We start from the raw sequence: 11,112 nt of genomic DNA, 5'->3' as shown, positions 1-11,112 counted from the left end.
AACAACAAGACCAAGCGGACGTTCCTGCCGAACCTGCAGAACGTGACCCTGATTTCCGACGCGCTGGCGCGCGGCGTGAAGCTGCGCGTCTCGATGAACGGCCTTCGCTCGGTCGAGCATGTCGGCGGGCTCGACAATTGGCTGGTCAAGACGGCCGACGACAAGCTCAGCCTCAAGGCGCGCCGCCTGAAGCGCGAGATCGCCAAGAAGCAGAGCGAGGCCGCGGCCGCCTGAGCGCGGCCCGCGAATCGCATTCCACCGTCATCGCCATTGATCGGCCGACGCTTGGTCCGGCCGCGCTGACGCGCGCTTCTCTCTCATTCCGTTCAGGTTTCTCAGTATTTTCCTGAACGGTTGCTGTCGATCATGTTCAGCGCCGGGCCAAGCGAATCATGCGAAAAGCTCCGCATGTCGAATGGGTTGCGCGTCATCCGGCGCCGATCCGCAGACGAGAGGAGTTGCATACCATGTTCAGGAAACTCATCCTTTCCGCCGCCGTCGCCGGAACCGCGCTGACCGCGCTGCCGGCCGCCGCGCAGGCGCAGGACCGCGGCTATTATGACGGCTATGGCTATCAGCAGACCTATCGCGGCGACCGCTACGACCGCCGCTACGATCGCTCCAGCCGCTACGACCGCCGCCATTATGACCGGCGCTACCGCAACCATTACGGCCGCCGCTGCAACGGCACGACCGGCACGATCCTCGGCGCCATCGCCGGCGGTCTGCTCGGCCGCGCCATCGACGGCGGCCGCGACCGGACCGCGGGCACGATCATCGGCGCCGGCGCCGGCGCGCTCGCCGGCCGCGCGATCGATCGCCAGGATTGCCGCCGCTAGCGGCTCACCACTCCCTCCTGTGGCGTAATGAGGGACGGGGCCGGTCATCCCGCAAGGAATGGCCGGCCTCGATACGTTTCAGGGCTGGTCGAACAGGCCGGCGAGCTGCTCGATCATCGTCCCGCCGAGCTGCTCCGCGTCCATGATGGTGACGGCGCGGCTGTAATAGCGGGTCACGTCGTGGCCGATGCCGATCGCGACCAATTCGACCGGCGAGCGCGCCTCGATCCAGCCGATCACCTGTCGCAGGTGCTTTTCAAGGTAAGTGCCGGAGTTCACCGACAGGGTGGAATCGTCGACCGGCGCGCCGTCCGAGATCACCATCAATATCTTGCGCTCCTCGACCCGGCCGATCAGCCGGTTGTGGGCCCACATGAGCGCCTCGCCGTCGATATTCTCCTTCAAGAGCCCCTCGCGCATCATCAGGCCGAGGCTTCGCCGAGCATGTCGCCAAGGCTGGTCGGCGCGCTTGTAGAGGATGTGGCGCAAATCGTTGAGCCGGCCGGGATGGGGTGGGCGTCCGTCGGCGAGCCATTTCTCGCGGCTCTGGCCGCCCTTCCAGGCCCGCGTGGTGAAACCCAGGATCTCGACCTTCACCCCGACCCGCTCCAGCGTCCGGGCGAGGATGTCGGCGCTGATCGCCGCGATCGAGATCGGCCGGCCGCGCATCGAGCCTGAATTGTCGATCAGCAGGGTGACGATCGTGTCGCGAAACTCGGTGTCGGTCTCGACCTTGTAGGACAATGAATGGGCCGGGTTGACGATCACCCGCGCCAGCCGCGCAGCGTCGAGCAGCCCTTCCTCCTGGTCGAAGTCCCAGGAGCGCGTCTGCTGCGCCATCAGCCGCCGCTGGAGCCGGTTGGCGAGCTTGGTGACCGCGCCTTGCAGGTGGACGAGCTGCTGGTCGAGATAGGTCCTGAGCCGCCCCAGCTCCTCCTCGTCGCACAGCTCGCCGGCCTCGACGACCTCGTCATATTGCGGTGTGTAGATCTTGTAGCCGAATGACGGCGCGAGGTCGGAGAGCGGCCGGTTGGGGCGGTAGGGGACCGCGCCTTCCTCCTCCTCGCCGCTGCCCTCGCCGGCCTCGGACATATCCTCTTCGGACCAGTCGCTGTCCTGCTCGCCATCGCCCTCCTGCGCCTCGCCGCGGATTTCGGCGTCGCCGCGGCCGCTCTCGTCTTCGGAGCCCTGATCTTCGTCATCGCCCTCGCTGGCGTCGTCGCCGCCTTCGTCCTCGCCGGTTTCGGGCTCCATCGGCGCCTCGGGCTCGCCCTCGACCAGCTCGAGGTCGCGCAGCAGCTTGCCGACCAGCGCGGCGTAGGCGGCCTGGTCGTCGAGCGCGAGGCCGAGCGCATCGAGGTCCGTGCCGGCTTTCTCCTCGATCCAGTCCTCGATCATGTCGAGGCCGGCGCGCGCCTCCTTGGGCGGCGTCTCCCCGGTCAGCCGCTGGCGCGCGATCAGCCCGATGGCCGAAGCCAAAGGCACCTCCTCGCGGCTGCGCGCCCGGGTCAGCGGGTCGGTCCTGAGTCGCATCTCCGCCAGCCGCGCGAGATTGTCGCGCACCCCCGCCATGCCGCGCGCGCCCAGCGCCTCGCAGCGCGCCTGCTCCGCCGCGTCGAACACGGCGCGGGCGACCTCGTCGGCCGGAGCCTTGCGCGCATGCAGCGCAGCGTTGTGATGACGCAGCTTGAGCGCCGCCGCGTCGGCGAAGCCCCGCGCCTCCGCGACATCGCGCGCGCTCAGCGTCCGTCCCGGCAGCGGCGCCTTTACGCTCTTGCCGCTCGCCGAGGGTGCGTCGCTGGTCAGCGACAGCTCGATCTCGGCGTCCCCCGCGATCGCCCGCGTCGCCCCGGCCAGCGCCTGACGAAAGGATTCGAGCGGATTTTCCTCGGCCATCAGGCCTTGCCGACGACGCTCTCGGGAAGGTCCTTGCCGAACACGCGCTGATAATATTCGGCGACGGTCGCCCGCTCCGCCTCGTCGCATTTGTTCAGGAAGGTGAGACGGAAGGCGAAGCCGACATCGTCGAAGATCAGGCTGTTCTGCGCCCAGCTGATCACGGTGCGCGGGCTCATCACGGTCGAGATGTCGCCGTTGATGAAGCCGCGGCGGGAGAGCTCGGCGACCTTGATCATCTTCTCGACCTCGGCCCGGCCGCCCTCATGATCATATTCGCCGGACTTGGCGAGGACGATCCGCGCCTCGGTCTCGGCCGGCAGATAATTGAGAGTCACGACGATATTCCAGCGGTCCATCTGGCCCTGATTGATCTGCTGGGTGCCATGGTAGAGGCCGGTCGTGTCGCCGAGGCCGACCGTGTTGGTGGTCGCGAACAGCCGGAAATAGGGATGCGGCCGGATCACCTTGTTCTGGTCCAAGAGGGTCAGCTTGCCCTCGGTCTCCAGCACCCGCTGGATCACGAACATCACGTCGGGCCGCCCGGCGTCATATTCGTCGAAGACGAGCGCAGTGGGGGTCTGCAGCGCCCAGGGGAGCAGCCCCTCGCGAAACTCGGTCACCTGCTGGCCGTCCCTCAGCACGATCGCGTCGCGGCCGATCAGGTCGATGCGGCTGATATGGGCGTCGAGGTTGATCCGGATCATCGGCCAGTTGAGGCGGGCGGCGACCTGCTCGATATGGGTCGATTTGCCGGTGCCGTGATAGCCCTGGACCATCGTGCGGCGGTTCTTGCCGAAGCCGGCGCAGATCGCGAGCGTGGTGTCCGGATCGAAGACATAGGCCGGGTCGAGGTCCGGCACCCGCTCGTCCGCCTCGGAGAATGCCGGCACCTCCATGTCGGAATCGATCCCGAACAGCTCGCGCACCTTCCTCATCTGGTCGGGCGCGTCCATCACGGTCGCGGCGCGGCTGTCCGGGTTCACGTTGGGAATGTCTGCCATGTCTCGTCTCTGGTTCACGCGAAGGCCGGCCGGCTCTTGAGCGCCGTATAAGCCTCGATCACCGCCCGCAACGCTTTCTCGTGGGAGCGGTCGCCGCCATTATGGTCCGGATGATAGCGGCGCAGCAGCTCGGTGTAGCGCACGCGCAGCCGCCTGCGGTCCGCGTCGACCTCCAGGCCCAACAGCTTAAGCGCCCGGCGATCGCCGTCGCTGAGCGGCCTGCCGTCCTTGCGCTCCCGCACCCGCCGCACCTGGAACCGCGCGCCGATCGCGTCGAGCGGATCGGCGAAATCGGCCCAGCGGGGCGGCCGGTCCGCGCCGTTCGCCGCGAAGGCGCGCGTCTCGCGCTCCCAGCCGCCATAGGGATTCTGGGCGGCGCTGATCTCGTCGACGCTCATCCCCTCGAACCAGTTGTAGCGGTCGTTGAACTCGCGAACATGGTCGAGGCACAGCCAGCGCCAGTCGCCCGGCCCGTCGAAGCCGGGACCCAGCGCGCCGGGCGCGCGAAACTCGCCCGGCTCCCGGCAGCCCGGATGGGCGCACCTTTCGTTCTTGCCTTCGACGCGGCCATGAAATCGCTGCGTCCGTCTCGCGCTCGCCAACGCTTGCTCCCTTTGTTGTGCGACCCCTCTATATAGGGCGAATGAACGCCCGCTCCACCGGCCCGGTCGCCGCCGAGATCGAAAAACGCCTGCGCGATGCGCTCGCTCCGTCGCATCTCGCCGTGATCAACGACAGCGCGAAGCATCACGGCCATGCCGGCGACGACGGCAGCGGCGAAAGCCACTTCACCGTCGAGATCGAAGCCGACGCATTCGCCGCTATGACCCGCCTCGAACGCCAGCGCGCGATCAACGCCGCGCTCGGCGATTTGATGCGGGGGCGCGTTCACGCGCTCGCCATCCGGGCGCGGGCGCCGGGGGAATAGACTCAGCCCCGGTCCCGCACGATCCTGGCCCAGGGGTTGAGATCGGCCTCGGCGACCTTCATCAGCCTATTGCGGTCGCGATGCAGAAAAGACTCGTCGCGGCCCTTCACCATCAGAATCGTGTCCGAGATGTAGCTCCACGAACCGTCATCGTGGAAATCGACCTGGAGCCGATAGGAGTCGGTGCGGAAGGCATGGTCGAGGAAGGTGGTCGAGCAGATGCCATATTCCGTCTCCCCGCGCCTGGCCTCCACGATGAGCCGCCTCGCATCCGGTTCCGCATGCCCGGCTGCGATGGCGATCTGGCCACGGGGAATAGCGAGGGTCTGGAGCACGAGACCCGTTTCCTTCTCCCACAGCCAATAGCCGACCTGGTCGTGGAAGGTGATATCCTCCTCCGGCGTGTTGATGTGGACGTGGTAGCGCAGGCCGTAGAAGAGCTGTGGACCGTTCGCCTGCGGATCGATCGGCTGCATCTCGATCCGCTCGAGATAGTCGCGATGCTCGGGCCCGTCGGCCTTCGGGTTGACGTCGCGTCCGCGGCGCCCCTCCCAGACCCCCGCGAGGCGGGAGAGCGGTCCCAGATTGGCCAGGGTTTCGGGGTCGACATCCTCCGGTTCGGTGAAAATGTCGTCCGGAATATCCATGGCTCTCTTCCGCTGCGATTCGAATGCACGAACGGCCATAGCCGACCGGAGACGAGTCCTCGAAGCGCGCTTTGCGTGCCATTCTTGTCCGTTGCGGCTAGGATGATGGTATGGCCGACAACCTGTTCCTCCAGACTCTGCTCCCCACCACCCACGATCTCGGGGGGTTCAAGGTGCATCGGACGCTCCCGCACCGCGAGCGGACAACGATCGGGCCGTTCATCTTCTTCGACCAGATGGGCCCGGCGCACCTCGCGCCCGGGATCGGGATCGACGTCCGGCCGCACCCGCATATCAATCTCGCCACCGTCACCTATCTCTTCGCCGGCGCGATCAACCATCGCGATTCATTGGGCACCTTCGCGACGATCGAGCCAGGCGCGGTCAATCTGATGACCGCCGGCAAGGGCATCACCCATAGTGAGCGATCGCCCGCCGCCGTCCGCGCGGAGGGGCCGGAACTCAGCGGCATCCAGACCTGGCTCGCTCTGCCTTCCGACAAGGAGGAGATGGACCCGGCCTTCGAGCATGTCGCCAAGGCCGATCTGCCGGTGATCGACGGCGGCGGCGCGCAAGCGCGTGTCGTGATGGGAACGCTCTGGGGCGCAACCGCGCCGGTCACCTGTCACAGCCTGACCATCTATGCCGACATCGTGCTCGATCCGGGCGGCGCGATCCCGATCGACGCCGATGCCGAGGAGCGCGGCCTCTATCTCGCCCTCGGCGACGCCTCGCTCGACGGCGAGCCGCTCCAGCCTTCGACGCTCTATGTGTTGCGCCCGGGCGTCCGCGCCACTTTGCGCTCGGAGCGCGGCGGCCGGGTCATGCTCTGCGGCGGCGCGGCGCTAGACGGGCCGCGCCACGTCTTTTGGAACTTCGTCTCCTCCCGCCGCGACCGGATCAACCAGGCCAAGGAGGACTGGAAAGCCGGCCGCTTCGCCTTGCCGCCGGACGACCATGACGAGTTCATCCCCCTCCCCGAAATCGTGAAGACGGTGAGCTATCCATGACCGCGCTCACCACCTCCCGCATCCCGCTCTCCACGGGCGTCACGCTCAACGTCCAGCAAGGCGGGCCGGAGGACGCGGAGGCGATCGTCCTGCTCCACGGCTTTCCCGAATCACACCGCACCTGGCGCGCGGTCGCGCCGGCGCTGGCGGAGGATTTCCGCGTCGTCGCGCCGGACCAGCGCGGCTTCGCCGACTCCGACAAGCCCGAAGGAAGCGCGGCCTACGAAACTGACCGGATCCTCGAAGACCTGATCGCTTTGGCCGATGCTTTGGGCTTGAAGCGTTTCACTCTGGTCGGCCATGATTGGGGCGGCGCGGTCGCCTGGTTCGCGGCGCTCAAGCGGCCTGACCGGATCGCGCGGCTCGTTATCGTCAACGCGCCGCACCCGCTCGTCTTCCAGAAAAGCCTGATCGACAACCCGGCCCAACGCGCCGCCTCGCAATATATCACCGCCTTCCGCAATCCGGCGATGGAGGAGGGCATCGCGCGGATGGGGTTCGAGACCTTCTACGAAAAGACGTTCGGCGGCCATGCCGATCTGGCGCTGATCGAGCCCGAGGAGCGGCAGGCCTATCTCGACCAATGGTCGGCGCCCGGCGCGCTGACCGCGATGCTCAACTGGTACCGGGCGAGCGGGATCGTCGTGCCCGCGCCGGGCGAGCAAGCGGCCGCGCCGGCCTGGACGACGGCGCCCTTCCCGCGCCTCGCCATGCCGACTTTGGTCGTCTGGGGTCTCAAGGACAAGGCGCTGCTCCCGGTCCAGCTCGAGGGCCTGCACGATTTGATCGACGACCTGCGCCTCGTGCCCGTCCCCGAGGCCGGTCATTTCATCCCCTGGGAGCAGCCTGAACCGGTGATCGCGGCGATCCGGGATTTCATGCGCGAGACGACCTAGCTATGGCCACCCGCATGGCGACCACCCCCAAACGCTCCGTCTCCCGCTCAGCCGCCCGCCTCGCCGCGGTGCAGGCGCTCTATCAGCAGGAGATGGAGGGGACTCCGGTCGCGCGGCTGCTGCATGAATTCCACCACCATCGCCTCGGCGCGACGATCGGGGACGACCAATATGCCGATGCCGAGGTCGATTTCTTCGATGACGTGGTGGCAGGCGCCCTCGCGCGGCGCGACGAGCTGGACGGGCTAATCGAAGCGAAGTTGGCCTCGGGCTGGACGCTGGCCCGGCTCGACAAGCCGATGAAGGCGATCCTGCGCGCCGGCGCCTATGAGCTCGCGGCGCGCCCCGACGTGCCGACGGCCGGCGTAATCAGCGAATATGTCGATGTCGCCAAGGCCTTCTTCGACGCGCGCGAGAGCGGCTTCGTCAACGGCCTGCTCGACGCGCTGGCGAAAGAGGTGCGGAAATGAGCTTTCCTCCCTGCGAGCGAAGCTCGTGGGGAGGGGGACCGCGTGAAACGCGCCTCCCCATCGCTTCGCGACGGGGAGGACAGGTGAGTTCCGAAGCCGCCTTCATCGATTCGCTGCGCGCGCTGGCGACGGATTCCGCAGCGCGCGGGCTTCTCGACGACGCGGCGGCGCTGACGGTAGGCGGAGAGACGCTCGTCCTGACCCACGACATGATCGCCGAGGGCGTCCACTATCTCCCGGACGACCCCCCCGCCGATGTCGCGTGGAAGCTGGTCGCGGTGAACCTTTCCGATCTCGCCGCCAAGGGCGCGCGGCCGATCGGGGCGCTGCTGGGCTTCTCGCTGGGGGAGGAGTCATGGGATCGCGCCTTTGCCGAAGGACTTGGACCGGCGCTTGCGGCGTTCGGCATGCCACTCCTCGGCGGCGACACGGTGGCATTGCCCGCCGGCGCCCCGCGTGTGCTCGGCCTCACCGCCCTCGGTCGCGCCGGGCCGATCGTGCCTTCGCGGGCGGGCGCGGTTCCCGGCGACCGGCTCTGGGTCAGCGGGTCGATCGGCGATGCGGGCGCGGGGCTCAAGCTGCTGCGCGAGGGCAAGGACGAGCCCGCCGCATTGATCGAACGTTATCGAAATCCACGCCCCCGCCTCCAAGCCGGACAGCGGCTCGCCGGCCTGGTCAGCGCGATGATGGACGTGTCGGATGGCCTGCTGATCGACGCCGCGCGCCTTGCCGCGGCAAGCCGCTGCGGGTCGGCGATCCGGCTCGACTGGCTGCCGCTGTCGACCGCCTTGCTCGACCTTGGCGGCGACGATCGGGCGACACGACTGGCGGCGGCAAGCGCCGGCGACGATTACGAGCTCTTGTTCGCCGCCCCGCCTGACCGGACGAGCGCGATCGAAGCGCTGGCCGACGAGCTTGGCTTGCCCTTATCGACTATCGGCCAGTGCGAGCCGGGCACGGGCCTCCGCCTGCTCGATGGCGATATGCCCGTCCCGCTGCCGGAGAGGCTCGGCTTCGAGCACGGTTGAAACCCTCGTTTATCCCCCCTAAAGGCCGCGCCACAACGGCGCGCCTCGCGGGGGCGACGAGCGCCTAACCCATTCCTTCTCAGGGGAAGATCATGAACGTTGTGCTCATCGCCATCGGCTGCGGCCTGCTTGCCGTGCTCTATGGCCTCATCACCATCATGCAGGTGCTCAAAGCGCCGGCCGGCAACGAGCGGATGCAGGACATCGCCGCCGCCGTACAGGAAGGCGCGCGCGCCTATCTCGCCCGTCAGTATCGCACCATCGCGATCGTCGGAATCATCGTCGCCGGCCTCGTCTTCTACTTCCTCGGCCTGGTCTCGGCGATCGGCTTCCTGATCGGGGCCTTGCTCTCGGGCGTGACCGGCTTCGTCGGCATGAACGTCTCGGTGAAGGCCAATGTCCGCACCGCCGAGGCCGCGCGCACCTCGCTCCAGGGCGGGCTCACCATGGCGTTCCGTTCCGGCGCCATCACCGGCATGCTCGTCGCCGGCCTGGGCCTGCTCGCGATCGCCGGCTTCTTCTGGTATCTGATCGGCCCCGGCGCCCATGCGCCGAACAGCCGCATCGTCGTCGACGGCCTCGTCGCCCTCGCGTTCGGCGCCTCGCTCATTTCCATCTTCGCCCGTTTGGGCGGCGGCATCTTCACCAAGGCCGCGGACGTGGGCGCCGACCTGGTCGGCAAGGTCGAGGCCGGCATCCCCGAGGACGATCCCCGCAACCCGGCGACGATCGCCGACAATGTCGGCGACAATGTCGGCGACTGCGCCGGCATGGCCGCCGACCTGTTCGAAACCTATGTCGTTACGATCGGCGTCACCATGGTTTCGATCGCCTTGCTCGTCACCGGCGTCGCGGCCGATCTGCTGCTCCAGCTGATGGCGCTGCCGCTGCTCGTCGGCGGCGTCTGCATCGTCACCTCGATCATCGGCACCTATATGGTCCGCCTCGGCTCCGGCCAGTCGATCATGGGCGCGCTCTACAAGGGCTTCTGGACCTCGGCGGTGCTCGGCGCAGTCGCGATCTACTTCGCCACTCAATATACCCTGGGCGACATGAACGCGACGCTCGCCACCTTACCGGGCACGAGCGGCGAGACCGTGACGCTGACCGGCATGAAGCTGTTCTGGTGCATGCTGATCGGCCTCGGCCTCACCGGCGCTCTGGTCTGGATCACCGAATATTATACCGGCACCAACTACCGCCCGGTGCGGACCATCGCCCGCGCGTCGGAGACCGGTCACGGCACCAACGTGATCCAGGGCCTGGCGATCAGCCTCGAATCCACCGCTTTGCCGACGCTCGTCATCGTCGTCGCGGTGATCGCCTGCTACCAGATCGCCGGCGTCATCGGCGTCGCCTTCGGCGCGACCTCGATGCTGGCGCTGGCCGGCATGGTCGTCGCGCTCGACGCTTACGGCCCGGTCACCGACAATGCCGGCGGCATCGCCGAGATGGCCGGCCTGCCGGAGGACGTGCGCACCCGCACCGACGCGCTGGATGCGGTCGGCAACACGACCAAGGCGGTCACCAAGGGCTATGCGATCGGCTCCGCCGCGCTCGCCGCGCTCGTCCTGTTCGGCGCTTACACGACCGACCTCGCTCTGTTCTTCCCGAACGTGGCGGTCGATTTCAGCCTGTCCAACCCCTATGTCATCGTCGGGCTGCTGCTCGGCGCCCTCTTGCCGTACCTGTTCGGCGCCTTCGGCATGACCGCCGTCGGCCGCGCCGCCGGCGCGGTGGTCGAGGACGTCCGGGCCCAGTTCCGCGACAATCCGGGGATCATGGAAGGCACCAGCCGGCCCAATTACGGCCGCACCGTCGATCTCGTCACCCGGGCGGCGATCCGCGAGATGATCGTGCCGTCGCTGCTGCCGGTGCTGGCGCCGATCGCGGTCTACTTCATCATCACCTGGGTGGCCGGTCAGGGCGCGGGCTTCGCCGCATTGGGCGCCTTGCTGCTCGGCGTGATCGTCTCGGGCCTGTTCGTCGCCATCTCGATGACCTCGGGCGGCGGCGCCTGGGACAATGCCAAGAAGTATATCGAGGACGGCAATTATGGCGGCAAGGGCTCCGAGGCGCACAAGGCCGCGGTGACCGGCGACACGGTCGGCGATCCCTATAAGGACACCGCCGGCCCAGCGGTGAACCCGATGATCAAGATCACCAACATCGTCGCCCTGTTGCTGCTGGCGGCGCTCGCCCACGCGGCTTGAGCGTTTCGATATGGAGGGCCTGCCGAACCCGGTTCGGCAGGCCCTTTCTTGATCTTTACTAGGGTCCGGACTCATTAGAGCCACCAGATAACGGTGGCGGCGATGGCGATGGTTGCCATGAAGGTCTTGATGTTGCGGTCGAAGCGCATGGCGACCCTTCGCCAGTCCTTGAGGCGGCAGA

The 11,112-nt window shown here is 67.6% G+C and carries 12 protein-coding genes and 1 pseudogene; 8 read left to right on the top strand and 5 right to left on the bottom strand.

Going from position 1 to position 11,112, the window contains the following annotated elements:
- Together ACT4N3_RS11150 and ACT4N3_RS11145 are read left to right on the top strand one after the other, a co-directional pair.
- Positions 1 to 234, top strand: a 234-nt coding sequence (locus ACT4N3_RS11150) for a large ribosomal subunit protein bL28 (RefSeq protein ID WP_444855295.1), incomplete at its 5' end; no start/stop codon positions are given.
- A gap of 233 nt (positions 235 to 467) precedes the next feature.
- On the top strand, positions 468 to 839 hold the full coding sequence (locus tag ACT4N3_RS11145) for a glycine zipper 2TM domain-containing protein (RefSeq protein ID WP_444855294.1): 372 nt from the start codon (positions 468 to 470) through the stop codon (positions 837 to 839).
- A 78-nt stretch (positions 840 to 917) separates the two neighbouring features.
- Here the strand turns inward: ACT4N3_RS11145 and cobT are convergent, their stop codons facing one another.
- Genes cobT through ACT4N3_RS11130 form a run of 3 tightly spaced genes read right to left on the bottom strand, consistent with a single transcriptional unit; the run spans position 918 to position 4,341 of the window.
- On the bottom strand, positions 918 to 2,735 hold the full coding sequence (gene cobT / locus ACT4N3_RS11140) for a cobaltochelatase subunit CobT (protein ID WP_444855293.1): 1,818 nt from the start codon (positions 2,733 to 2,735) through the stop codon (positions 918 to 920).
- Complete coding sequence (gene cobS, locus ACT4N3_RS11135) at positions 2,735 to 3,739, bottom strand: cobaltochelatase subunit CobS (RefSeq protein ID WP_444855292.1); 1,005 nt, start codon at positions 3,737 to 3,739, stop codon at positions 2,735 to 2,737. Before cobS ends, cobT begins: the two co-directional genes overlap by 1 nt.
- Positions 3,740 to 3,753: 14 nt before the next feature.
- Positions 3,754 to 4,341 carry a J domain-containing protein gene (locus ACT4N3_RS11130; RefSeq protein ID WP_444855291.1) on the bottom strand — a complete coding sequence of 196 codons (588 nt, stop codon included), beginning with the start codon at positions 4,339 to 4,341 and terminating at the stop codon, positions 3,754 to 3,756.
- 41 nt (positions 4,342 to 4,382) lie between these two features.
- Between ACT4N3_RS11130 and ACT4N3_RS11125 the strand changes: the two genes are divergently transcribed.
- The gene (locus tag ACT4N3_RS11125) at positions 4,383 to 4,667 is read left to right on the top strand and encodes a BolA family protein (RefSeq protein WP_444855290.1); all 285 of its coding nucleotides are present in this window, start codon (positions 4,383 to 4,385) and stop codon (positions 4,665 to 4,667) included.
- A gap of 2 nt (positions 4,668 to 4,669) precedes the next feature.
- Here ACT4N3_RS11125 and ACT4N3_RS11120 read toward each other — a convergent pair whose 3' ends face one another.
- Positions 4,670 to 5,314: an FABP family protein gene (locus tag ACT4N3_RS11120; protein WP_444855289.1), complete on the bottom strand. Its 645-nt coding sequence runs from the start codon at positions 5,312 to 5,314 to the stop codon at positions 4,670 to 4,672.
- A 110-nt stretch (positions 5,315 to 5,424) separates the two neighbouring features.
- Here ACT4N3_RS11120 and ACT4N3_RS11115 point away from each other — a divergent pair, with 110 nt between their 5' ends.
- The 5 genes from ACT4N3_RS11115 (at position 5,425) to ACT4N3_RS11095 (ending at position 10,931) form a co-directional block, all read left to right on the top strand.
- Complete coding sequence (locus ACT4N3_RS11115) at positions 5,425 to 6,324, top strand: pirin family protein (protein WP_444855288.1); 900 nt, start codon at positions 5,425 to 5,427, stop codon at positions 6,322 to 6,324.
- Positions 6,321 to 7,220, top strand: coding sequence for an alpha/beta fold hydrolase (locus tag ACT4N3_RS11110; RefSeq protein WP_444855287.1), 900 nt, complete (start codon positions 6,321 to 6,323; stop codon positions 7,218 to 7,220). The genes ACT4N3_RS11115 and ACT4N3_RS11110 overlap by 4 nt, the downstream gene beginning before the upstream one ends.
- 14 nt (positions 7,221 to 7,234) lie before the next feature.
- On the top strand, positions 7,235 to 7,690 hold the full coding sequence (gene nusB / locus ACT4N3_RS11105; RefSeq protein ID WP_444855286.1) for a transcription antitermination factor NusB: 456 nt from the start codon (positions 7,235 to 7,237) through the stop codon (positions 7,688 to 7,690).
- A gap of 83 nt (positions 7,691 to 7,773) precedes the next feature.
- On the top strand, positions 7,774 to 8,718 hold the full coding sequence (thiL, locus tag ACT4N3_RS11100; protein ID WP_444855285.1) for a thiamine-phosphate kinase: 945 nt from the start codon (positions 7,774 to 7,776) through the stop codon (positions 8,716 to 8,718).
- A 92-nt stretch (positions 8,719 to 8,810) separates the two neighbouring features.
- Positions 8,811 to 10,931, top strand: coding sequence for a sodium-translocating pyrophosphatase (locus ACT4N3_RS11095; protein WP_444855284.1), 2,121 nt, complete (start codon positions 8,811 to 8,813; stop codon positions 10,929 to 10,931).
- Between the two features lie 74 nt (positions 10,932 to 11,005).
- Here ACT4N3_RS11095 and ACT4N3_RS11090 read toward each other — a convergent pair.
- Positions 11,006 to 11,112 (bottom strand): annotated as a pseudogene (locus ACT4N3_RS11090) (IS5/IS1182 family transposase); the annotation flags it as partial.

The sequence above is a fragment of the Sphingosinicella sp. genome (assembly GCF_052388015.1).
GTDB lineage: Bacteria > Pseudomonadota > Alphaproteobacteria > Sphingomonadales > Sphingomonadaceae > Allosphingosinicella.
This window is presented reverse-complemented; position numbering and strand designations above follow the sequence as displayed.

What these genes read in the sequence shown, in the direction of transcription:
- cobT (WP_444855293.1), bottom strand. Translation starts at nt 2,735, where the DNA reads ATGGCCGAGGAAAATCCGCTCGAATCCTTTCGTCAGGCGCTGGCCGGG.
- ACT4N3_RS11095 (WP_444855284.1), top strand. Translation starts at nt 8,811, where the DNA reads ATGAACGTTGTGCTCATCGCCATCGGCTGCGGCCTGCTTGCCGTGCTC.
- nusB (WP_444855286.1), top strand. Translation starts at nt 7,235, where the DNA reads ATGGCGACCACCCCCAAACGCTCCGTCTCCCGCTCAGCCGCCCGCCTC.
- ACT4N3_RS11120 (WP_444855289.1), bottom strand. Translation starts at nt 5,314, where the DNA reads ATGGATATTCCGGACGACATTTTCACCGAACCGGAGGATGTCGACCCC.
- ACT4N3_RS11145 (WP_444855294.1), top strand. Translation starts at nt 468, where the DNA reads ATGTTCAGGAAACTCATCCTTTCCGCCGCCGTCGCCGGAACCGCGCTG.
- ACT4N3_RS11110 (WP_444855287.1), top strand. Translation starts at nt 6,321, where the DNA reads ATGACCGCGCTCACCACCTCCCGCATCCCGCTCTCCACGGGCGTCACG.
- ACT4N3_RS11125 (WP_444855290.1), top strand. Translation starts at nt 4,383, where the DNA reads ATGAACGCCCGCTCCACCGGCCCGGTCGCCGCCGAGATCGAAAAACGC.
- ACT4N3_RS11115 (WP_444855288.1), top strand. Translation starts at nt 5,425, where the DNA reads ATGGCCGACAACCTGTTCCTCCAGACTCTGCTCCCCACCACCCACGAT.
- cobS (WP_444855292.1), bottom strand. Translation starts at nt 3,739, where the DNA reads ATGGCAGACATTCCCAACGTGAACCCGGACAGCCGCGCCGCGACCGTG.